Source organism: Roseimicrobium sp. ORNL1 (assembly GCF_011044495.1).
Classification (GTDB): Bacteria; Verrucomicrobiota; Verrucomicrobiia; order Verrucomicrobiales; family Verrucomicrobiaceae; genus Roseimicrobium.
Genome location: NZ_CP049143.1, coordinates 6,279,856 through 6,301,814, shown reverse-complemented (window position 1 = coordinate 6,301,814; position 21,959 = coordinate 6,279,856). Strand labels below are relative to the sequence as shown.

At 60.2% G+C, this 21,959-nt stretch carries 24 protein-coding genes and 1 other RNA gene; 8 read left to right on the top strand and 17 right to left on the bottom strand.

Annotated features, from left to right (window positions below; all coding sequences use genetic code 11):
* Positions 1 to 144: 144 nt before the first annotated feature.
* Together G5S37_RS25260 and G5S37_RS25255 are read right to left on the bottom strand one after the other, a co-directional pair.
* Positions 145 to 771 (bottom strand): sigma-70 family RNA polymerase sigma factor, encoded by a 627-nt coding sequence (locus G5S37_RS25260; RefSeq protein ID WP_165207838.1) that lies wholly within the window; start codon positions 769 to 771, stop codon positions 145 to 147.
* Between the two features lie 122 nt (positions 772 to 893).
* The gene (locus G5S37_RS25255; RefSeq protein ID WP_165207836.1) at positions 894 to 2,039 is read right to left on the bottom strand and encodes a hypothetical protein; all 1,146 of its coding nucleotides are present in this window, start codon (positions 2,037 to 2,039) and stop codon (positions 894 to 896) included.
* Positions 2,040 to 2,214: 175 nt separating this feature from the next.
* Here G5S37_RS25255 and G5S37_RS25250 point away from each other — a divergent pair, with 175 nt between their 5' ends.
* The 3 genes from G5S37_RS25250 (at position 2,215) to G5S37_RS25240 (ending at position 4,774) form a co-directional block, all read left to right on the top strand.
* Positions 2,215 to 2,841 carry a DUF47 family protein gene (locus G5S37_RS25250; RefSeq protein ID WP_165207834.1) on the top strand — a complete coding sequence of 209 codons (627 nt, stop codon included), beginning with the start codon at positions 2,215 to 2,217 and terminating at the stop codon, positions 2,839 to 2,841.
* Positions 2,842 to 2,849: 8 nt separating this feature from the next.
* On the top strand, positions 2,850 to 3,911 hold the full coding sequence (locus G5S37_RS25245) for an inorganic phosphate transporter (protein ID WP_165207832.1): 1,062 nt from the start codon (positions 2,850 to 2,852) through the stop codon (positions 3,909 to 3,911).
* Between the two features lie 530 nt (positions 3,912 to 4,441).
* Positions 4,442 to 4,774, top strand: a complete 333-nt coding sequence (locus tag G5S37_RS25240; RefSeq protein ID WP_165207830.1) for a hypothetical protein — start codon at positions 4,442 to 4,444, stop codon at positions 4,772 to 4,774.
* A gap of 87 nt (positions 4,775 to 4,861) precedes the next feature.
* On the opposite strand, the gene G5S37_RS25235 is transcribed toward G5S37_RS25240, so the two are convergent.
* From G5S37_RS25235 to G5S37_RS25215, 5 genes are all read right to left on the bottom strand, one after another.
* Positions 4,862 to 5,575 (bottom strand): hypothetical protein, encoded by a 714-nt coding sequence (locus G5S37_RS25235; RefSeq protein WP_165207828.1) that lies wholly within the window; start codon positions 5,573 to 5,575, stop codon positions 4,862 to 4,864.
* 176 nt (positions 5,576 to 5,751) lie between these two features.
* Positions 5,752 to 6,090 (bottom strand): hypothetical protein, encoded by a 339-nt coding sequence (locus G5S37_RS25230; protein WP_165207826.1) that lies wholly within the window; start codon positions 6,088 to 6,090, stop codon positions 5,752 to 5,754.
* A 160-nt stretch (positions 6,091 to 6,250) separates the two neighbouring features.
* Positions 6,251 to 6,697: a hypothetical protein gene (locus G5S37_RS25225; RefSeq protein WP_165207824.1), complete on the bottom strand. Its 447-nt coding sequence runs from the start codon at positions 6,695 to 6,697 to the stop codon at positions 6,251 to 6,253.
* 205 nt (positions 6,698 to 6,902) lie between these two features.
* Entirely contained in the window at positions 6,903 to 7,565 is a 663-nt protein-coding gene (locus G5S37_RS25220; RefSeq protein WP_165207822.1) for a response regulator transcription factor, read from the bottom strand.
* A gap of 7 nt (positions 7,566 to 7,572) precedes the next feature.
* The gene (locus G5S37_RS25215) at positions 7,573 to 9,549 is read right to left on the bottom strand and encodes an ATP-binding protein (protein WP_165207820.1); all 1,977 of its coding nucleotides are present in this window, start codon (positions 9,547 to 9,549) and stop codon (positions 7,573 to 7,575) included.
* A 198-nt stretch (positions 9,550 to 9,747) separates the two neighbouring features.
* Between G5S37_RS25215 and G5S37_RS25210 the strand changes: the two genes are divergently transcribed.
* On the top strand, positions 9,748 to 11,385 hold the full coding sequence (locus G5S37_RS25210) for an autotransporter-associated beta strand repeat-containing protein (RefSeq protein ID WP_165207818.1): 1,638 nt from the start codon (positions 9,748 to 9,750) through the stop codon (positions 11,383 to 11,385).
* A 102-nt stretch (positions 11,386 to 11,487) separates the two neighbouring features.
* Here G5S37_RS25210 and rpsU read toward each other — a convergent pair whose 3' ends face one another.
* The 4 genes from rpsU to G5S37_RS25190 all read right to left on the bottom strand — a co-directional run bounded on the left by rpsU (position 11,488) and on the right by G5S37_RS25190 (position 15,387).
* A complete protein-coding gene (rpsU, locus tag G5S37_RS25205) occupies positions 11,488 to 11,745 on the bottom strand; it encodes a 30S ribosomal protein S21 (protein WP_165207816.1) in 258 nt (85 codons plus the stop codon).
* Between the two features lie 162 nt (positions 11,746 to 11,907).
* Positions 11,908 to 12,726, bottom strand: a complete 819-nt coding sequence (locus G5S37_RS25200) for an HAD-IIB family hydrolase (protein ID WP_165207814.1) — start codon at positions 12,724 to 12,726, stop codon at positions 11,908 to 11,910.
* Positions 12,727 to 12,735: 9 nt separating this feature from the next.
* Entirely contained in the window at positions 12,736 to 14,313 is a 1,578-nt protein-coding gene (locus tag G5S37_RS25195; protein WP_165207812.1) for a hypothetical protein, read from the bottom strand.
* 15 nt (positions 14,314 to 14,328) lie between these two features.
* On the bottom strand, positions 14,329 to 15,387 hold the full coding sequence (locus tag G5S37_RS25190; RefSeq protein WP_165207810.1) for an OmpA family protein: 1,059 nt from the start codon (positions 15,385 to 15,387) through the stop codon (positions 14,329 to 14,331).
* 243 nt (positions 15,388 to 15,630) lie between these two features.
* Here G5S37_RS25190 and rnpB point away from each other — a divergent pair.
* The 4 genes from rnpB to G5S37_RS25170 all read left to right on the top strand — a co-directional run bounded on the left by rnpB (position 15,631) and on the right by G5S37_RS25170 (position 19,265).
* Positions 15,631 to 16,083, top strand: an RNA gene (gene rnpB, locus G5S37_RS25185) — RNase P RNA component class A.
* Positions 16,084 to 16,187: 104 nt separating this feature from the next.
* Entirely contained in the window at positions 16,188 to 16,772 is a 585-nt protein-coding gene (locus tag G5S37_RS25180) for a DNA-3-methyladenine glycosylase I (RefSeq protein ID WP_165207808.1), read from the top strand.
* Between the two features lie 791 nt (positions 16,773 to 17,563).
* Positions 17,564 to 18,280 carry a hypothetical protein gene (locus G5S37_RS25175; RefSeq protein WP_165207806.1) on the top strand — a complete coding sequence of 239 codons (717 nt, stop codon included), beginning with the start codon at positions 17,564 to 17,566 and terminating at the stop codon, positions 18,278 to 18,280.
* A 247-nt stretch (positions 18,281 to 18,527) separates the two neighbouring features.
* Entirely contained in the window at positions 18,528 to 19,265 is a 738-nt protein-coding gene (locus tag G5S37_RS25170) for a hypothetical protein (protein WP_206026136.1), read from the top strand.
* Between the two features lie 105 nt (positions 19,266 to 19,370).
* Here G5S37_RS25170 and G5S37_RS25165 read toward each other — a convergent pair whose 3' ends face one another.
* From G5S37_RS25165 to ruvC, 6 genes are all read right to left on the bottom strand, one after another.
* On the bottom strand, positions 19,371 to 19,634 hold the full coding sequence (locus tag G5S37_RS25165) for a GlsB/YeaQ/YmgE family stress response membrane protein (protein ID WP_165207802.1): 264 nt from the start codon (positions 19,632 to 19,634) through the stop codon (positions 19,371 to 19,373).
* A 135-nt stretch (positions 19,635 to 19,769) separates the two neighbouring features.
* Positions 19,770 to 20,012 carry a hypothetical protein gene (locus tag G5S37_RS25160; RefSeq protein ID WP_165207800.1) on the bottom strand — a complete coding sequence of 81 codons (243 nt, stop codon included), beginning with the start codon at positions 20,010 to 20,012 and terminating at the stop codon, positions 19,770 to 19,772.
* A 37-nt stretch (positions 20,013 to 20,049) separates the two neighbouring features.
* Complete coding sequence (locus tag G5S37_RS25155) at positions 20,050 to 20,250, bottom strand: hypothetical protein (RefSeq protein ID WP_165207798.1); 201 nt, start codon at positions 20,248 to 20,250, stop codon at positions 20,050 to 20,052.
* 66 nt (positions 20,251 to 20,316) lie between these two features.
* Positions 20,317 to 20,805, bottom strand: coding sequence for a hypothetical protein (locus tag G5S37_RS25150; RefSeq protein ID WP_165207796.1), 489 nt, complete (start codon positions 20,803 to 20,805; stop codon positions 20,317 to 20,319).
* Between the two features lie 238 nt (positions 20,806 to 21,043).
* On the bottom strand, positions 21,044 to 21,232 hold the full coding sequence (locus G5S37_RS25145) for a hypothetical protein (protein WP_165207794.1): 189 nt from the start codon (positions 21,230 to 21,232) through the stop codon (positions 21,044 to 21,046).
* Between the two features lie 153 nt (positions 21,233 to 21,385).
* Positions 21,386 to 21,901 (bottom strand): crossover junction endodeoxyribonuclease RuvC, encoded by a 516-nt coding sequence (gene ruvC, locus G5S37_RS25140; protein WP_165207792.1) that lies wholly within the window; start codon positions 21,899 to 21,901, stop codon positions 21,386 to 21,388.
* Positions 21,902 to 21,959: the final 58 nt, after the last annotated feature.

Genomic DNA, 21,959 nt, shown 5'->3' with positions numbered 1-21,959 from the left:
TTTCTTTGCCACACCAGAGGTGCGGTGCCATACGCCGGGCTCTGAATTCGCTTCTCCCCGCTGCCCCGCCGTGACTCTGAGAGATCAAAAAAAGCCGCACCCTCACGGATGCGGCTCTAATGTTGTTTAGGACGAAACGACCGGTTACAGCCTCCGTCTCACAGAGGACTCCAGGCGCTGCACACCACGACGGATGCGGGCCTTCACGGTACCCAGGGGCTCGTTCAGCTTCTCGGCGATCTCGCTCTGGGTCAGTCCGCTGAAGTAGGCGAGCTGGATGGCTTCGCGCTGTTCAGGGGTGAGCTCCATGACGGCGCTCTGCACCATGCGGTCGTTCTCGTGCGAGGTCACCAGATCGCTGGTGTCTTCGTCGAACTCCGGCTGCACGGTCTTGTGCTCCTGTTCAAAGTCGTCGTTCAGCTTGCTGCGGCGCTGCTTGGCGCGGATGCGGTCGATGGCGCGATTGCGTGCCAGCGTGGTCACCCACGTGAGTGGCTTGCCTTTGCCGGGCTCGTACAGATGGGCCTTCTGCCAGATCTGCACCAGCACTTCCTGCATGATGTCCTCCGTGTCCTGATGGTCGTTCAGGACTCGATGAATCGTCGAGTACAGGAGGCCGTTAAATTTGCGGTAGAACTCCTGGAACGCAGCGACATCGCGGCGGCCTACGCGTTGGAGGAGGTCGATGTCATGCGAGACATCTTCGGCCACGACGGGGGTGGCGGGAGCAACTGTGCGAACAGCACGGTTGCGGCGTGCGGGGGTTAACATCGTTTTCACAGTGGGGGAACTATGGCAGGCTGTTTGGGTTTTGTCTAGACTTTTTTCAAAAGTGTTCAGCTTTTGTCTAGGTTTTACAATCCCTCTTGTCCACCTTAGTAATCGCCACCCCATCAGGAATTGGACGGAAAATCTGGCACCTCCAACCGTTGTGCCATGCGTAGGGGTCTTCTCATGGCTTCCGCCATGCGCGTGGCTTCGTCACTACCCCTGAGATCCTTGCAGTTCGGGTGAGCCTCTGGAGAGGCAATCAGGCCGAGAGCGTGGAGCACATGGGCAGTGCTGTGTTTGTACGCTGAGGCGCTCATCCGTTCATCCAGGCGGAAAACAAGATCCTCGAAGGACTGGATGGCCTCAAACAACTTATAGACACGCGTGTCGAACCCATCTCCCAAGCCCGCGCTGTGGGTCTTGGCGGCGCAGGAGTCATCGAGCCACATGTCCCGGGCAGCGCAGATGAGTGGGCAGGCGCTCACTCCCGCACCGATGAGCAGGGGTAGACCCAGGCGGATGGCCGTACAGATGCCGAAGTCGTCCCCGCTGTGCGGCGCGAAGTCCAGATTCAGTCCCTTGCACATGGCCGCCCAGTACAGGAAGTGGGGCTCGTCCAACGTGGAGATTTTGCCCCCCACGAACTTGGGATGCTGGGCCAGCTCATGCAGCAGCCACGGCTCATACGGCGTGGCCCATGGCACGAAGGAGGGCTCCAGAGCGTGCACAATGCCCGGCACGGTGAGGTGCTCCGCGATCTGAAAATAGGCATCCCGGCGACGCTCCGGGGCCAGCACGTTCAGCGTGCGTGAAGTCATGAGCATGGCCTCGCAATTGTCGTACTGTTGCACTGCTTCCAGCATGGGCAGGTAGCGCTCTGCCTTGAATTCAGTGGCACCTGCATCCGGTCCCGTCACGCCGGCGAGGAAGCGTTGGTCCGGGAAGGCGTCACGGAAGCGCTTCAGGACCTCCCGATACTCATCTAGGGAGAGGTCAAAGATGTAGCCCGTGTCAGCATTCAGCACGAAGGCCACCTCCACGCCGTAGTGCGCGGCGCTGTCCCGCATCCAGGCGATGCTGCGGGTGAATCCATCCCAGTCGGGCTTCTTGTCCTTGAAAGGCAGCAGTGTGGCCACGCACAGGCGCGCTTTGGTCTGGTGGTCCACCAGGGACTCCTCGGGTGTCCAAGCCCAGATGGTGTCGCTCCAGGGCGTGTCGGGCTTCAGGTCGGCAGCGTGACGGATGAGTTCGCGGGTACGGGCAGACATGGAGCCATGCTGCGGGAGCGGGGGAGGGGTGTCAATCCGGGGACCCCGGCGGGGTGCCGAGTTTGTCCAGATTTCGCGCCCGAAGTGCTGGCAGACGGTGGCTGGAGCCAAAACCAGCTTGCAAAAGCGTCACCCAATGTCACTTGACCACCCGCCCAACACTCCCCGCCCACCCATGTTCAGCCTCTTCAAGAAAGACGACACCTTCTACAATCTGCTGGAGGCGAGTGCCGCGGAGGCCCGCAGTTGCGCCCTGCTGCTCAAGGACGTCATTCCGCACCTTGGAGGAGATACCAGCTCGCAGCTCGATGCCATCCGCCAGAGTCGGCGCAAGCACAAGAAGCTGACGCAGAACATCACCGAGGAACTGTGCAAGACCTTCATCACCCCGCTGGATCGTGAGGACATCGAGTCCCTGAACAGCGCGCTGAACAAGGTCCCCAAGACGGTGGAGAAAATCGCCGAGCGTCTCTCCGTTTGCCCGGTGAAGTTCACGAACGACATCATGTCCAAGCAGATCTCCCTCTTGGAGCAGGCCACCGGCGAGGTCGTCAGCATGGTGGGTCTCCTGCGCAAGAAGGCGGGTATTGACCAGATCCAGGACATGCAGGACCGCCTGCAGCACATCGAAGGGGACGGTGACAAGATGCTGATGGATCTGCTCCGGCAGCTCTACAACGGCAAGGTGGACCCCATCGAAGTCATCATCCTCAAGGACCTCTACGAACTGCTCGAGCGTTCCATTGACCGCTGTCGTGATGCCGGGAATGTCGTCTTCCAGGTCGTGTTGAAATACTCCTAGCCGCCTGCATGCTCACGCTGTTCATCTGCGTCTTCATCACGGCGCTGGCTTTTGAGTTCATCAATGGATTTCACGACACGGCGAACGCCATCGCCACCGTGGTCTCCACCAAGGTGCTCACTCCGCGGCAGGCCATCCTGCTTGCCGCCTGTACCAATCTGATTGGTGCACTCACTGGCACCGCAGTGGCCAAGACCGTGAGCGGTGGCTTTGTGGATTCCAGCATTGTCACGCTTCCCACGGTGCTCGCGGCGTTGATTGGCGCCATCCTGTGGAATCTGTTCACGTGGTGGCTGGGTCTGCCTTCCAGCTCCAGCCACGCTCTGGTGGGTGGCCTTTGCGGCTCCGCCATTGCCACCACGGGTGGATGGTCCGCTCTCATCTGGCATGAGGGGAGCAACGGCCTGTGGCCGAAGCTCATCAAGCCCATGATCCTTTCGCCCATGATTGGTTTCTTCCTGGGCGGCCTCATCATGTGGATTCTCATGGTGCTCCTGAAAAGGCGCAGCCCCAGCACCGTGAATAGGATCTTTGGGCGCCTGCAGATCGTGAGTGCGGCCTTCATGGGATTCAGCCACGGTGGCAACGATGCGCAGAAGACCATGGGCATTCTCGCGCTGGCCATGTTCACCGCGACCAGCAGCGGTGCTTTTGAGGGCCTGCCAGAAAGTTTCGCCTTCCTCAAGATGCATAGCCTTGGCAAGGACTCGCCCATTCCCATCTGGGTGGTCATCCTCTGTGCCATCACCATGTTTGCCGGCACCGCCGCGGGTGGCTGGCGCATCATCAAGACCATGGGGCACAAGATGGTGAAGCTCATGCCTGTTCATGGCTTTGCTGCAGAGACCACCGCCGCCATCATCATCGAGACGGCTAGCAAGCTCGGCATTCCTCTTTCCACCACACACGTCATCAGCACCAGCATCATGGGTGTGGGCGCCACGCATCGCTTCAGTGCCGTGAAGTGGGGCATCGTCGGCCGCATTGTGTGGGCCTGGGTGCTCACTTTGCCCATCACCGGATTCCTCGGCTACTGGATGGTGAAGCTGCTGCATCTGTTCGGCGCGTAAGCGCGACTGGTGATGCGTGAGTGAATGTTGAAGCGGAGTCCAGGTGGAGGACCCGGCAGGGGATGGGTGTGGTCACGTGCAATGGCTTCAACGCAGAGACACAGAGACGCAGAGGAACTTCGGAGAAATGCGAACACGCGGAGAAATGAAGCGTCACCAATTTTGAAGCCCCCGGATGCTCTTCTCCTGATTCTTCGGGGAATGCCCGTTACTTACGCCTTGCAGCGTAGCAAGACATCTCAGTCTCCGAAGTTCCTCTGCGTCTCTGTGTCTCTGCGTTGAACACCCTGACTATGCACTCGCAACCTACGAGTGTGGCAGCCTTCCTCTGGTCAGTATCCATCCAGCTCTCACAGTTCATCCGCCTCCTTTGCTGCTTCGCTGCTTTGCGTTTACCCCTCTCCATGCCCGGTGCCCACGAGGCCCTTTGTAAAAGCTGCGCTAGGTCGTGACAGACAATAGTTTTCCAAACGCCCGAACAAACTTCATGGGGAGGCCGTCGAACTCCAGCGTTAACAAGCTATCCTTCCATGAAAAAACTTATTGTGCTTCTCAGTGCGATTGGTGCCTTTTCCCTCCTTCCCCTCAGCACCGCCCAGGCTGGCGGTAACTATCGTCTCACTGGCTACACCCCCTGCGGCCAGCCCATCTATGCCTACTTCCACGTGCACGGGTATAACCACTGCGGTCAGCCCGTCGGTCACTGGGTGACACAGTACCCGAGCTCCTGCACTTGCAACAGCACTCCCATCTGCAAGCCGGCCCACGTCCACAACGGGCATGTGCATCACGACCACAACTACGGTGGCCAGGTGATCATCCAATCCTCCGGCAGCGGTTGGGGATTCCAGGTGGTGAAGTAATTTCCTGAAACTGAATCCTTCCCCCGAGGATTCGTGAATGGTAGAGAGCGGGCAGCGATGCCCGCTCTTTCGTTTCAGATGCAGCGGTCAGGCCGCATTCGCCACTCGCTCCATCAAGATGAGCGCCAGGGCCTTTCGCACTTCCTCGGGAAACCCGCGGACACCCGGGATGTCATTGCTTTCCAAGAGGGTGTAGTTGCCATCGCCATCCTGGATGAAATCCAGTCCCAGGACGTCCGCGCCGAAATGGGCTGCGGCTTGCCTGGTCCAATCGACAAGCTGTTTCTCAGGCTCGATGAGCTGGAACTCCGAAGTGTCCACATTCGCCTTCCACCCCGGGGAGCGGCGCTCCATCGTCCAGAATTGATCACCGACTACCAGGCACCGCACGTCCCGCTGGTAGGAGATGAAGGGCTCCACGGTGGCATACCCCATGTAGGGTGAGGCCAGAGAAACAAAGTCCCGCCATTGGGGCTCCGTGTGGGCGAGTGCCTTGGCCTGACCTGCATGGTAGTTGTCCACCTTCAGCACTGCGGGCAGGCGTGGCATCTGCACCTCGAGGCTGTCCGTCCCTGTGATGACATCGAACGGAATGACCGGCAGCCCGGCAAGCTTCAACTCCGTGAGCATGCTCAGGCGATCATAACCGCGAAGGAGGGCTGCCGCAGGATTCACACACGGGGTGCCAGTCAGCCGGATCATCTCCAGGCAGGCGCGATGCATGGGCTCTGGCTTCACCGCGCCAAGGCGCCAGAGAATGCCATCCGGTCGGTACGTGCCGGCCTTGTTGGTGATCCACAAGCGCCCGTCCTGAACCAGCCATTTGCTATTTTGTAGAAAAACCTGCCGGACATCACGGCCCGGAAAACAGGGACTCCAATCCAAGGAGCCATTGACGATTACAATGACTTTCACGCGTCAGTGAATTGCAGGGTGTGTGGCAATCGCAAACACCACACACCGGAATCAAAGCCCAATCAAGACTCCTCGTACGTCAGACGGCTGCAGAAGAAGCCGACAAAGAACGAGGCCGAGAAGGTGTAGGGGATGACCTTGGGCAGTTCCAGCTTCCGCAGCACCGGAATGATGACAATGCCCGCTGCGACAAGCACCGAGGCCAGCAGAGCCGCTCTCGTGGCATCCAAAATGTTCAGGAGGGCAGTCGCCACTGCGGATCCAAGGAAGCACCCGATGACGACCGGAATGAGGGGCGCGCCTGGAATGCCTGTCAGACGGGTGGCGATGACCCACGCACAGCCTGCGGACAGGACGATGCACAGCACGACAGCGAAAAAGATCTTGGAAGTACGGTCCACGTGATTGGAGTTGGGAGTTTCAGGTGCAGGGCTTCTTGGCAAAAATCGGCACATCCTTTCAGATCTTCGCCAGATTTCCACGAGGAAAACGCTCCCGGCGATTTATGAAACGAGTGGCCGACCTGCTCCGAGCCCCAGCACGGCCCGGTCTCACGAGGCATTACCGCGATTCCGAAAGCTCTTCGTAAATGCGCCATGCCCCATTTCCATCGGGACCAACAAGCATGGAGAGTGGCGTCGAATACCTTTTCAGTTCGGAAAACCGGATGGCAGTCACGCGGATTCTGTCGCCTTCCTTCGTGAGGTTGAGCTCCGAGTATTTGCTGATGTCACCCCGTGGCTTGGCGGCTGGCATCGTCTGGCGGATTTGCTCCTTGTATGCGGGGGCCGACATGGTCGTCACGCGTTTCTGACCATCGGGAGAAATGCTGGTGTTCTGGATCTTGGCATCGTCGGCGTACAGGTCCGCCACCGAGGGGTCAAACGCAGCCTCCAGTGCCACATAACGCTCGAAACACTTCCTGGCGTCCTCATGCGACGTTTCAGTCGTGAGGGCGGCGGCGCCTACAAACAACGCCATAAAAGCGATGAGGACGGGGATGCGCATACCGTAAACGGGTTTCTTCGGGCGGAGACTAGCGTGACTTTGCGAAAGGTAGAGTGCTTTAATCTGACACTTCAGTCATCGTTCTACATGTCTGAACCTTCGTCAGGATTCTCGCTTGTCTTGCCTAGGAAAATCACCTTTTGGCTCGGGTCTTGAGATCGCTCCGTTGCCAGGTGGCTCCAAAAATTGGCGGCATGTCGGTTGACTATCCCTGCTCCGCAAGCCCGCGATACTTCGCCACGGCCTGGCCGCGTGACTGCACGTGCAGCTTTTCGTAGATGCGTCGGATGTGGGTGTTCACGGTGTGCGTGGAGATGCCGAGTTGGTCGCCGATCTCCTTGTAGAGGTAGCCTTTGGAAAGCAGATCAAGCACCTCGACTTCGCGCGGTGCGAGCGTGGCAATGTCAGCGCTCGCCGGTGGTATCTCCGGCGTGGTCACGACCTGCTTCTGGTGAAAAAAGCTCACCACCCGCCGGGCGATCTCCGGTGACATGGGTGAACCTCCGCTGTGCGCTTCCATGATGGCGGCGACGACCTCCTTGGGCGGCGTCCGCTTGAGCAGGTAACCGGAGGCTCCGGCCTTCAGCGCGTCAAAGATGAGCCCGCTCTCTTCATACATGGTGAGCATGAGGCAGAGCACCTGCGGATGAAGGTCTTTGATGTGCCCCACGAACTCGATGCCGCTCATGCCTGGGAGGTTGATGTCCACCAGCAGGACGTGTGGCGCCTCCCTGCGCAATGCCTCCAGCGCGGCTTCAGCAGTGCGATGGTGCTGGAGGCAATCCACCTCCTTCGACAGCGTGAAGTAGCGCTGAAGCGCCTCCGCGAAGGGCGCATCGTCTTCGATCATGGCGATGGTGACAGGCACGAGGAGATCAAAGTGGGACTTGCAGCTCCACCAGAGTGCCACCGCCGGGAAGATCTTGCACGCGGCAATGTCCTCCGAGGGAGGCGAGCCGCTGCTGCATGTTGTCGAGGCCGTTTTTCTCCAGGCCTTCGAGGTCGGCAGGCAGTCCCGTGCCATTGTCTGCGATGGTTGCGGTGAATCGCCCGTCCGCATGGCGCATGGTGAGGGCGACTTCAGTAGCCTGGGCGTGCTTCACCACGTTTTGCAGCGCTTCCTTGAAAGCCAGGTGAATTTCATGGCGCGCGTGGGAAGACACGATCTTCTCCGGCCACTCGTGCGGCACATCCTGACGGCAGGCGATCCCCATGGGCGTCAGATACTCGCGGGCCACCTGGGTGAGGTAGCCCGCCATGTTTGCGAGATTGTCGTTCTTCGGATTCACGGCCCAGACCACGGCGTCCAGGGCGGCCACACTGGACCGGGCGGTGTCCGTGAGTTGCTGCAGGCGCCCACGGGCCGTGTCATCGAGTGCCAGTTCCTCAGCCACGATTTCGTGCATCACAGCAAGCTGGGTGAGCTGCGACCCCACAGCGTCGTGCATGTCACGCGCGATGCGGGCGCGTTCGTTGGACAGTTCATTTCGCCGCTCCAGCTCCGCGACACGCCGCGCCATGATGCGGCGACTGATGAACCAGGCCAGCGCAGCGGCCAGGAAAATGGCGAGCAGAGCCGCGGTACCCAGTACACCGCCGCGCTGCCAGAACGGCACGGGCACGATGAGAGGCACACGGTATTTCGCATCGCCCCACTCGCCGTCGGATTGGCGGATTTGCGCCTGAAATTCATACTCTCCAGGCGGGGGACAGCGGCTCTCCACCTCGGCACTTCCGGTGCCCGCGAGCCACTCGTCATGAAATCCCAGGATACGCCAGTGTCTTCCGAGAGTAACAGTATCCTCAAGTTCGGGGTGCTCGATGGCAAAGGTCATCCATGTGGCACCGGCGGGCACGGTCAGGGACGATGCTGCCCGTGTGCTTCGTCCTTGCGCCGTCATTACCACGCCGAGAGGAACCATGGTCTCATAGGCTTCAATCTCGGTGACCTCCAAAAGGGCCTGCGTCTCCACGGCGGACAACTTCAAATAGCGCCCCGCAAAGACGCCCTCGCCACCTGTGGCCCGGATGAGCACGCGCGAGTCGTTGCTCACGGCTGAGGAAACAGCCTGCGCACGTGCGTCGGAGCGCCAGACCGGGGATGCGCCTTCCTGGATCGAGTCATAGACCTCCAGGCGCATGCCAGGCGTGGTTGCCTTGCCCATGGCCGTGGAGCGCAGGCGGATGTTCACGTGGTCCAGGTCCCGGTGCTGCTTCAGATCGACCACGAAGTGCCGTGTGGAGTCCAGAGACACCGCGTCATCGAGTTGGCCGTCCGTGAGAAAACCGGCGGAGCTGGCGAGGTTGTCCCGCGGCATGATCTGCACAGCGCACCCGAGCGCCACGTTGGTGGTGAGAGTGGTGGCGCGTTCTACTCGCAGGGATGGCATGCGAAGTTCCGTTGGGTTCCCGTCCAAGTTGCGAATGTCGATGGCCAGGCCGGTGACGTCATTGGCCGGAAGACCCGCATCCACACCCAGTTGCGTGGCATCCATGAAGTCGCGAAGTTCAATGCCATCGCCGGAGCGTGTGAGCTGCCCCTGACTCGCGGCAAAGCTCGCAGGGAACATGGGCTTCCATGCGCTGGCAGAACTGGGATTTGCATCCGTGGTGGCCAGTAGCATCACAGTGCATGAAAAGGGCCCCTGAGTGGATGCTTGAAGAGTCATCGAGACACGGAGGCGCTTGGCGGACACCGGATCATCCAGCCGGATGATCTGCCGGCCTGCTTTGGCGGGTGGCGCAATGGCCAGAGGCTCTACTACCTCCCATGGCAATTGGGCACGCGCATTTCCCGCCATCAAAGCCAGCAGCAGAAGGATCCAGAAGAAGCGATCTGGTAGGCGGTTCATCTCACGCAGGAATCTTCGCACAAGCCGTACGGAAGCGCGACCAAGGACGTTGCTCGTGGGCTTGTAGCGAGTTTTCGCGACATGCGAAAGGCACCGCGAATCGGAAACTGGGCGCCTCCCTGCTTACAGGGCGTCGGATTTCCACCGTTCCCTATGAAGGCCCCAGCGCGTCCGTTTCCATACTGCATTCTCGTCGTCATGCTGCTCTGGCTTCCGCTTTCGTCGGAAGGCGGCACGGTCACGTGGGATGGTGGCAGCGGCACCAGTTTTACCGACCCTTTGAACTGGGCTGCTGACGTGGCCCCGGCGAACAACCTCACCGGTGACATCGCGGCCATCGTGGCCGCAGCCAACCAACCATCTCTTTCCGGAACGTACTCGGTGCTGGGCGCGACGATGGCCGCCGGCACCTCGCTCAGCGGCTCAGGCACGCTGATCCTTGGCGCATCCGGCCTCAATGCCGCGTCCGGCACGGCTTCGACGCTTTCCTTGAGCAAGATCCAGCTCGGGGCCAATGCCACCATTACCCTGGCAAACACGGTGTCTGTTTCCAGTGGCGTGGAGATCGATACCAACGGGAAGAACCTCTCGGTGCAAACCAATGGCACCAGCGGGCTGAACCTTGCCAATGCCGTCATCTCAGGGAGCGGCAACGTAACGTTCCAGGCAGGCTCTGGCTCCCGCTCGATCACGGTGGGCGGCGCCAACACCTTCACGGGCACGGTGGCGGTCAACCAGACGAACCTAATCTTCACCACTCTGGCCAATGGGGGCACGGCCAGCAGCTTCGGCGCGGGAACAGGCGACGTCACTCTCGCGGGCTCCGCCAGCTTCATGGGGATCACGAACATTGGTGCCGGAGGTTCCACCGACCGCCTCTTCAAAGGCAACACCACGGGCAGTGCCGGGATCACCAACAATGGAACTGGAGCGCTGCACTTCAACAACACCGGCACCTATGGCAGCATCGCGCTGAGTTTGGGTGGCACCTACACCGGAGCCACGAACACCTTTGCATCGGTCATCACCGGGGCAGCCACGTTGAACAAAGCTGGAACCAGCACCTGGCTCATCACCGCTGCCAACACCTACTCGGGAACCACCGCCGTGACCGGCGGCGCTCTTCAGGTCGGCAACAACGGCGCTGGCACCACCGGCACCGGTGCGGTCTCGGTCTCCAACACTGGCAGCACCATCCTGGGTACAGGCGTAGTTCGTGGCACCACCTTCACCGCCGCCAGCGGCACAAATATCCGCCCTGGTGATAGCGTGGCTGACTCGTCGCATGGCACCCTGACCTTCACGCCCGCCACTGCTTCCGGCAGTACACACAGCATTCAGAGCAATGTGATTCTCGGCATCAGCGGCGCTACGTCCAAGCTCGATCTCACCGGAATCACGATCGGTTCCGCCGAGTACAACGCGATGGTCGATGGCGTGAGCGGCGTGGGTGCCCATGACCGGATCGTCTTCAACAACCCTGACGCCGGCACGGGCTGTAATCTCGACTTCATCACCGTCACCGGAAAGCTGACCGTCGTAAGCAGCGGCTACAACCCTGCCTACGGCGACGTGATCAACCTGATGGACTGGTCCAACCTCGTGACCGCGAACTTCACCGGGTTCACCTTCAACGCCGGCTATTTCACGGGCAATGGCGATGAAGGCGTCGACCTCGATCTGCCAGACCTGTCGGGCACCGGCCTGTTCTGGGACTTCAGCCGCTTCACGACCTCTGGAAACGTCATTGCCGTCCCGGAGCCGGGCCGGATGCTGCTCCTGCTCACGGGATTTGCGTGCGTTGCATTTCGTCGCCGGGCTCGTTTACGGGCTTGAGGAGCAATAAGGCTTCCAGATTCTGGCTGCCAGCCTGCCATAAAAACAAAGAACCCTTCCGCATGGCGGAAGGGTTCTTCAAAAAACTTCTGTCCAGGCAACTTAGGCCTGAGCGGCGGGAGCGGGAGCTTCAGCGGCCACGGCCTTTTCGCCGGCGTTGGGGCGGTTCATCGTGAAGCGGAAGCGGATCTTACCACGCTTGGCGGCAGCACGGGCCTTGCGGCGGAGCTTTTCCTTGGGAGTTTCAAAAGCGCGCAGACGGCGCACTTCGTCCAAGATGCCTTCGGATTCGAGCTTGGTCTTGAGACGCTTAAGGGCGCGGTCTACAGGTTCACCTTTTTTGACCTGAACTTCGGGCATGGGAGACGGGGACGGGTTAGGAATTGAAGATTTCTGAAAAGCGGGGTCGGTATCGTAGTCCGGCTGGCGCCTCCGTCAAATGGAAACATTTGTCTCTTCAACGAAGTTCACAGGGCCACCCAGAACGCTGATATTCCCAAGGCCCTGACCTAGAGCTGGTCGCTACCGTCGAGGGTTCCTCGGGTTGCCGGGTTGCGCTTGGGAAGGGAAAAAATGTCCCAGCGATTCCATCATGCCCTCGCTGGCCACCCGGCTGGCGAGGTAGCCGCCGTGGGCCTGCACATGCGCCTTCACCGGGTCCAAGGCATTCACCGGGCAGGCGATGTTCCCCGCAATGGACTGGTCCAGCATGGAGAGGTCATTGTGGTTGTCGCCCGCGGCGAAGATGCGCTCGCGGGGAACTTTGAGCAGGCGGGCCAGTTCCCGGAGCGCAGTGCCCTTGCTGAAATCCGCGTGGGAGAAGCGCAGGTAGCGCCCGTTGCGATGGTATCCGATGTCCGGCTGCTCGGCGCGCCAGGCTTCGATGACGGCGCAGATTTCATCCAGCTCCGGCTCATCTCGTGCGACGACGCCCACCTGGCCGAGGTCACCCATGAGGAACTCCGCCTGGGTCTGGGTTTGCACGTGCTGCCGGATTCCCTCAAGGAAACGCGCGTGCTTTTCGATGAAGTGGTCATGCGCCCGGCGTGCCTTGGAGTTCCAGCTTCCGAAATCGGTCCACGGTCTGAAGAAGCCCGGCCGGTAGATCTCGCATTCCTGCGCGATGATGTAGTCCGGCAGCATGAAGATGTTGTGCTGGGCCAGGCCGTCCAGAGTCTGGCTCAGGCTGCGCCCGGTATTCACCACCCAGATCGCACCGCGCCGCCGGAAGTCGCGCAACATGTCCGCCATGGCCGGATGAAATGGCGGCTCGCACTCGTGATGCACAAGCGTGCCGTCGAAGTCAAAACAGAGCAGGAGACTGGGTGGGGACGCCGCCATGCCGGAAGGTCAGAGGTTGGAGAACTGCGGTGAGCGGAGGATTTCCACGAAACGCCATGCGATGGCCAGGAATAGCAGCCACTGCGCACCAAGGTACACCCTGCCAATCCACGGGTTGCCCTGCCGACGGCGGATGCGTTTGACGATGGACTCCGCACCCCAGATGATACTGAAGACCAGCGGCAGGTACATGGAGAGCATGAAGCGATCCCCGCTTCCCCGGGCGATGGGCGCGTACCAGCCGTAGGCGAATGCGTATATCAGGAAACATCCCACCACGAAGAGCAGCGTGGTGACGGTCCCGTGGCGGAAGACCACATGTCCGGCATGCTCCGGTCGCGGGGTCGCCCGCTGCAGCGCCACCAGCAGGCCGCCCAGCATCAGCACCAGCCAGGCCAGATAGATGCCGCGCCACTCCAGCACACCGCGCCACGGCTTCTGGTTTTCTACCTTGTTGCTGCGCTTCGTCTGCTTCGGCCAGAGGAATTCGGTGACCCGGTTCCAGGTGCCGTCCTTCAGGCGTGTAACGAACTCCTCCCGCGTGTGGGTCTGCAGGTACTTGCCGAGTGAGGGCTTGTCTGCAGGCAGCATGGCCTCCAGTTCATCGCGCGTGTTGTGCTCATCCATCCAGCGGATGCAGTCCGGATCGAACTTGTCCATCCACATCCAGTAGGAGGGGAAGGAGTGGGTCATGCTGCCGAAGTGCTCCTGCGAGTACGAGAGGCGGGGACCGGCCGTGAGCAGGTGCATCATGGCCAGCATCACCACGCCCACGAGGTGGTTGCGCCAGTGCCAGAGGTTGGTGTCATTCAGCGTGAAGCCGCGTCGCCGCGCGCTGAGCATTTCCCAGAAGCAACGCAGCGTGCTGACCCCCACGAAGACCAGGAGCATGGGCGTGATGGAGGCCTTGGTCAGATAGGCCACGCCGCTCAGCACGCCGATGAGTCCGTAGATCCACAGCGTGTTGTGTTTCAATGCGGAGACACAAGCCACCCAGGTGACGAAGTAGAAGACGAAGTACAGGGGCTCCGGCTGGAAATACACGGCCCGTGGCAGCAGGGCACCGAAGCCGCCGAGCAGCACAATGTTTAAGGCTGCGGGAATGGAAAAGATGCGCGCGGCGGCGATGCCGAGGCATGTGAGAAACGTGGCGGTGAAGAAGACGTTGAACCATCGGCCTCGGTTGAAGAGGGTGTAGTCAGGCTCGGTCACCCGCTTTGCCACCATGGCCTCCTCGGTGATGGTATGGCCCGGTTTGACCATCCATGCTGATACCCAGGGCCACAGAGGCTGCACCACGCCATCCGTCCGGTGGGGGAAGAAGTCGGAAAGGGCGCGCGTGAACCCCTTGCTGTAGTCCGGCGAAAGGTCTGGCGCGGTCTGGGTGGCCAGTCGCATGTTGTGCGATTGGTCACCGCCGTGGATGTCTTTTGGCGTGTAGTTCGTCTGGGTGATGAGCATCCCGCCGAACTTCACGTACAGGAAGATCACCATCCCGAGCAGCTGCAGGTACACCGCCCAGCGGAAGAGCGCTGATTTCAGGACCTCAATGCGCTTCGTGCGCGCTTCACCGTTTGTCTCCGCCATCGTCCTTGTGACTGGTCAGCGCAGCGGGCGGATTTTGATTTCGACCCGGCGGTTGAGCGATTGCTCTTCCGGAGTCCCGTTGGGGTTCACATTCGGCAGCGGCCGGGATTCACCCATGCCGATGGCGCGGATGCGGTCCGTGCTGAGATTGAGTGAATGGATGAGCCAGCCCACCACGGCATTGGCGCGGCGCTGGCTGAGGTCAAAGTTGTAGCCTTCCGTGCCGAGGGTGTCGGTGTGTCCTTCGATGATGAACTGGCTGTTCGGGTTCTTCTGGATGAGGTAACCCAGCTTCATGAGGCTCAGGCGCGCCCCGTCCGCGAGCATGTCGCTGTTGTATTCGAAAAGGAGGTCCGTGGGCAGCATGATGGGCGCGGTACTGGCGGTCACATTGCCCCCCCGGGCGATGAGGTCTTCCAGGTTGCTATAGCCCGCCAGTTTCTGCTTGCCATCCCCCGCCTGGCTCTTGCGGTCCAGGTCCTTCAGCAGCTTGCCGTCGAGGCCGGAAATCTGTTCATCCAGGGACCTGCCAGGCAGCACGAGTTGATTTGGGCTCACGGCTGCGTCCAAGGCGGTGCTTTTGACCGCGCTCATGGACTCGGCCAGATCCGGGCCGGGCAATGCATCTGCAATGGAGGCAAGAGAGGGAGCGGAGGCCGGGGTGGTGGCGTTGGGATTGCTGTCGGGAGCGCTGAAGTTCGTCACTTTGTCCACACTCGCGGTGAGGTCGATGGCGCGGTCATCCGGCAGCATGTCCACGATGTCCTGGAAGTCTGCCTTCACCTTCGGATCGTTGTTGGATGGCGCGATGACGTCCGGGATTTCCTGGATCGGTTTCTGATCCTTCAGCACATCCGGATTGATGGCGATGCGCTCGGGGCGCTCCTGTACCTTGGCCTTCGGCAGCATGTTGCGCCCGAAGTCCACGTTGCTGAAGAAATAGAACAGCCACCAGTGGAAGCCGACCGCCAGCATGAAGGCGACGAGCAGCCACCCCAGCGCTGACCACGACCACCGCTCCACGCGGAAGGCCGCGCGGCGGGAGCTCTGCCAGGGATAGGTCGTTTCAGCCATGAAGGAGGAAAGGGATGCACTGGGGCGCAAACACAGGCCTGCGCCAGCCAGACTTCACTCAGGCTAGCACACGCCCAAATGAAGGCACGCAATTTTGAGATCGACCATTCCACCGCCTTTCTGCTCAACCTCAGGGCAATTGCAAACCACCGCTCAACAATTGCTCAGCCATCGCTCATCCACCGCCAACAGAAGCTTCCCTAATCCCTTGCCCCTTACTGCTTTTCCCTTATCTTGTCCTCTTGGGTCGGCCGGAGGCTGTCGCTGCGGATTTGTGGAAACACGGGTACGCAGAGGAAAGTCCGGACACCTCAGGGCAGCGTGCCGTGCGCAAGCATGGGGGCTGGAAGCGCAAGCGACCGGTCACGGAAAGTGTCACAGAAAACATACCACCGGTGGGTGCCGCAAGGTTCCTGCCGGCCAGGGTGAAAAGGCGGGGTAAGAGCCCACCGCTCCGACTGTAAGGAAGGAGGCAGGACAAACCCCACGCGGTGCAAGACATAACAGGAGAAACGGCCCGCCCTGGCCGCAAGTCCCGCTCCGGCGGGATGGATAACTCCGGGTATTAGTCGCATCGCCGCGCAAGCGGGACGCGTGTCCTCTGCTTCGGTGGAGGACGCTTCGAGAGAAATGACCGCCACCTCCTGCCTCACGGTGGGAGGCACAGAATCCGGCTTACACCGGCCGTCCCAAGTTCTTCTTCTTTCCGCGGTTCAGTTCAGCCTTCCAAAGGCGGGCGCTTTGCGTGATGCTCTCGCGAACCTGAGCCCGAGCGATTGCGGCATTCCTCACGTCACGTCATGAAGAAGACATCCTCCAAGAAGGCACCGGAGAAACGTTGCACCTGGGCTGCCAATGACCCTCTCATGGCGGCCTATCACGATGAAGAATGGGGGCGTCCGGAGCACGACAGCCGGGCCCTTTGGGAAAAGCTGGTGCTGGATGGCTTCCAAGCGGGCCTCTCGTGGATCACCATTCTGCGCAAGCGCGACGCTTTCCGAAAAGCCTTCCAGGGATTCGATCCCGAGAAGATCGCCCGATACGGCGCGAAGGATGTGAAGCGCCTCCTCGCGGATCCGGGCATCATCCGCTCACGCGCGAAGATTGAGGCTACCATTGGCAATGCCAAAGCTTATCTCGCCATGCAGGAGGAGGGGATCGATTTTTCCGACTTTCTGTGGGACCTCGCCGGTGGCAAACCCAAGCGGAACACGTGGAAGTCCACGTCTCAGGTACCGGCGCAAACTCCTGCCTCCGTGAAGATGTCCGCCGCACTGAAGGAACGTGGCTTCAAGTTCGCTGGGCCGGTGATTGTCTATGCATGGATGCAGGCAGTCGGCATGGTGAATGACCATCTCACCACGTGTCCGTGGCGGGATACGTAGGGGCTCAGGGTTACCCACAAATCAAACGAGTCTTCCTGACGGGGAGATGTACTTGCGAGGCGGAGACGCGCGACAGCCCAAGGATCGGGGGCACTCCTGACATAAGCATTAACCTGAGGATTTCATTTGTGCCGGGAGGGACAATAGCCTGCGAGTTCATCGTCGAAACGAATACGTCCTTTAGCCCCTGAGCCACTATTCGCGATGCACTTGAGCGTCCCTCCACACAAAAGGGACGGTAGGGATGCGCTCCTGCGCGTCCGTAGATAGCGGGCGGAGGCGGAGGGGAATGCCACATGGCGAGGCCACTTCGTGCCGCAGTTCCACACCACCTCCGCCCGCCTAAAGTCGGACGCGCAGGAGCGCATCCCTACCGCCACTTTGGTGGAAGGACGTTTGCCTTGAAGGGCGTAGTCCGCGGAACTGCTTCGACTGTGCCTCATAGCCCACTGTGAATGGCGTGCTCGCCCAACGGAGTCTTCAGCACGCTCTCATTTGGGTTCATGCGTATGGGCACTCCTGCCCCCTTGGCAGCGAGCCAACAGGTGTAATTCATGGAGGCAACGCCCTACCGGAGCGACTGGGCGCTGGAGTTGCCACCCGCATTGGGGGCAAGAGTGCCCCCGATCCTTGGAGGCTGCCGCCTCTTCTTCAATCTGCAGCCCCATCTTCTCTCGTGTAAGGACTCGTACGATTATGGGTAATCCTTGGGCAGGAGGGGGGTTAGTGTGAAACATTTTTTGCGCCAGAGAACCTACGGGTGATATGATGCGAACGTGATGCTTTCTCGCGTGAACGTTCTTGTCCTGCTCTTCGCGGCGGCACTGGGCAGCGTTTCTTCACATGGAGCTGACCCGAATCCGAGTCTGAAGATTCCGATTTCCCAGGGCACCATCTCGCCGGATGGCCGGTATGGAGTGACGGTTCCCACCACGGACGAGTTGCTGGAAAACGAGAACCTCAAAAATATGCTCGTGGAAGTGGCAACGAAGCGACCCATCGTGGCAATAGAAGGCCAGTTGGGCACCACCTCTCTTGCCAGGAATACCGCAGGTGCCAAGTGGTCTGCGGAGAGCGACCTCTTGCTGTGGATCGTGGATGGTAAATGGTTCGAGGACGAGCAAGTCCTCTTCAAACTCAGGGACGGCAAAGTATCCTGGCAACTGGATCTCCGGAAGACCGTGGAGAAAGCAATCCTGAAGCGTACTAGGGAAGCGTCGCCCGAAACTTATGCGATCAAGAAAAAGGAAAATGCTGGGTGGGGCAGTGCCTATCCCGAGGGGTTTTCGGTCTTCATTCAGGTGGGTGGCGATAGAGGATTCCAATTGCCGCTGGCAGTGCACGCTTCCATGACCTCTGATCCAACGATGTCCCGGCTGTCGGGCAACACGGAAACGTCGTGGCCCTACAATCTAGAATCGGAACTGGAAGCAACGGTGGACAATGCTGGCAAATTCACGGTGACACGGTTCAAGCTCTTGCAGAAGGGAAGCAAGACCCCTCATTGAGAGAGCGAGAGGCACAGGCACAAAAAAACCGGCTGGAGATTCAGCTTCAACCGGCGCTTCGAGAAACTAGCCATGCCGGGCCGCCAAATTCATCATCGGTTTCGACTCGTCAGTGCCAGGTCGGTTTTTAGTGTCGTCGCCCCGCGACTTAGTTTCCAATCGGTCACAATTGTGATTGTGGTGCTCTAGGGGGGGCGCGAAACATTTTTTGCGCCAGAGAACCTACGGGTGATATGATGCGAACGTGATGCGTCTCATTGTTTCTCACGTGAACGTTCTTGTCCTGCTCTTCGCGGTGGCACTGGGCAGCGTTTCTTCACATGGGGCTGACCCGAATCCGAGTCTGAAGATTCCGATTTCCCAGGCCACCATCTCGCCGGATGGCCGCTTTGGGGTGACGGTTCCCACAATGGATCAGTACATTGAAAATGAGAGCCTCAAGAATGTGCTGGTGGAAGTGGCGACAAAGCGACCCATCGTAGTGATGGAAAGCCTGGTGGGCACCACCTATCCTGTCAGGGGTACCGCAGATGCCCAGTGGTCCTCGGAGAGCGACCTCTTACTGTGGACAGTGAGTGGCAAATGGTTCGAGCACGAGCAAGTCTTGTACAAGCTCAAGGACGGCAAGGTTGTCTGGCAGTTGGACCTCCGGAAGATCGTGGAGCGGGCAATCCTGAAACGCGCCAAGGAAGCGACGCCCGAAACCTATGCCATCAAGAAAAAGGAGAACGCTGGGAATGGAAGTGCCTATCCCGAGGGATTTTCGGTCTTCATCCAGGTGGGTGGCGATAAAGGATTCCAACTGCCGCTGGCTGTGCACGCTTCCATGACCTCGGATCCAAAGACGTCCCGGCTTCCGGAAAACACAGACACGACGTGGCCCTACAATTTGGAATCGGAATTGGACGGCCTGGTGGACAAGGCTGGCAAATTCACGGTGACACGGTTCAAGGTGCTGCAGAAGGGGAGCGCCGAACCCCGGTGAGGCACCCCGGCTAGACAAAAAAACCGGCTGGAGATTCAGCTCCAGCCGGCGCTTCAAGAAACCAGCCATGCCAGGCCGGCAAATCCAGCATTGATTTCGGTCCGTCTAGTGGTGCACGTGGCGTCCGCCACTTGTGAAGAGGCGGTACACCACGAGCAGGAGAATGGCTCCTATCACCGAGGCAATGAAGCCTGCGGGTTCACCTTCGTTGTACCAGCCGAGACCGCGTCCAAGCATGCCGGCGACAAACGCGCCGGCTACACCCAGGAACATGGTGACGATGAAGCCGCCCGGGTCATTACCCGGCATGAGGAACTTGGCGACTGCTCCCACGAGCAGACCGATCAAGAGCATCCAGAGGAAGTCCATAGTAGTCGATTGTTAGGGGTTCGATTCACTGCATGAGTGCGCCGCAGCGTCGCCACGCGCCCTCTTCATATATAGGAATCGTTCCGCCTCCGTGCTCCGGTCTTCTACCTTCCGGGAAGTCCTTCCATGGGAAACTCAGTGGGGCTTGTGGGCGGCGTGGCTCGGCGAGTGTGCGGCGCCATATCTGCGGCTCACGAATGCCATGCCGACAAGACAGATGCCAACCATGCAAAGCGCAATGCCGGCGGCGGTCATCGCGACTGTGGGAAGAAGAATGAGCCCCATGACAAACAGAACAGCTCCTGCGGCGATTCTGCCGACGTAGAGCTTCGGTTGATGGGCGCGTTGCGAGGCGGTGGGAATATCGCTGCGATTCATACCAGTTTCCGGGTGAAGTGCTTGGTTCAGGTTCGTTCTATCGGACCTCATTCCATGAATCGCGCGCAGGAGTGTTCTTGACCTCCACCACGTCTGCCACGGCAGCGCGATCAAAGGTCTTCCGCACCGGCGCTTGGGAGCAGCCGAAAAATTCATAGCACTGCACGTGCTGGTGAAATCCCTCAGCCTCGATGTGCTGGGGATGGCCTCTTCTGAAGATGACGAGGAATTGCTTCACAGTCACAGCAAACGCGACTGGAAATATTAGCCGACATCGGCATCAGGCGGCTACCCTACTGGCAGATCAGCCAGCCTCGCCTGCGAAGGCCTTCCGCGCATAGGCCAGGCGGAACTCCTCCACCATGGAGCGTTGTGTCTCCGCCTGTTGGTGAAGGCGGGTCAAATCAAAGCCCAGCGCTTCTACCATGGGCGCAATGGCCGCGTGGAATGCCGCCCAGCCCAGCAGCTTGCCGGTAATGCCCAGGTACAGCATCTCCAGCCCCTGCATGATGGCGAGGCTGTCGTTGTCATCCGCGCTGCCTCCGAACTTGGGCGCACTGGCTTTCTCGCCCAGCCATGCCGCGGCCTTTTTGAAGGCGGCCTCCTTCATGTCATTGGCCTGAAGGATGATCCTCAAAACCTGTTGCTCCTCGGTGATCTCGTCCTTGAGCTGCACCAGGAAGGACTTGAGCGCCGGGTCCCTGACGGCGTGGCTCATGTCCCCGATCAACGCGAGCGCCGCCACGGATCCTGCGAGGTGATCGTTCAGGTAGGTGGCAAGGTGACGCTGCATGGCCAGGGATTGGAGTGCGGCACGACGACGGTTGTTTCCACACATTCGTGGAGTGCCGTGAATCAATCAAGTCATGAGTAGAACGACAGCCCCCTTAGAAGGCTGGCGCACCGTACCTCGATCCGCACATGACGGATCACATCACCCGCATGAGGAGGGGCAGAGGCACGCTCATGCAATTGGACCTGGATGCGGTGGATGCACCGGCACCGGCCTGAGCGAGGCTGTCGTGCAGAATTTAAGGGCTCTTGAGCGCAATCTCTCTCTCTGCCTGAACAATGCGTTGCACGTAGTCTGCTTCTTGAAGCAGCCAGTCGTTGCCGCTTCGCTTGGGGATGGAGCGGTGGACCTCAAGAAGGTTCTTGAGGAACTTCACGCGCCAGTGGGCGTGAGCGAGATCATCAAGGCGCTGTGGCGCTGGTTTCATTGGGGGCAATTTGCGGGGTAGGTTAAATGAATATTCGCCCCCGTCCCTTCGACTGGTTCTAAATGAAATAAATTATTTTAGCAATCGTGGTGAGGCACGGGCTAAAGCGCAGGGCTCATCGCCCCCTATTGCGACACGTGAAAGCCTTGGCAATCAGACCCGATCCCGGGTGGTGCCTGTGGCGAGTTTTCCCGCGACCGCCTGAATATGGGCCAGTCCAACTGCCAGAGCGTCAGCGGCATCCGCAGGAGGAGTCTCGCGCAGGCGAAGGATGGAGCGCATCATGAAGGCAACCTGCTCCTTGGCGGCGGCGCCCTTGCCCACGGCGGCTTGTTTCACTTCACGCGGAGCGTAGTCGTAAATTGCAAGGCCATGCTCAGCGGCCGCGATCAGCACGGCGCCCCGGACGCTGCCTAGGGTGATCGCCGTGCGGAAACTCTGCACGTAGATGGTGGCCTCCACCGCGCATTCGGTCGGCTGGTGTTCCCGGATGAGTTCCGTCAGGCGTTCCCGGATGGCCACGAGGCAGCCGGACGCGAGCATCTTGGCGGGATTTTGTATCACACCATAGGTCACGGTGCGGGTCTGTCCGGCCTCATGGTGCAGCACGGCGTAGCCGGTGCACCGCAGGGCGGGGTCCACAGCAAGGATGCGGAGGGGATTGGCCATCGTGCGTGCAATGCGGCATCGGCGGGCCTCATGCCGTGGTCGCGGCAAGGCCATCGCA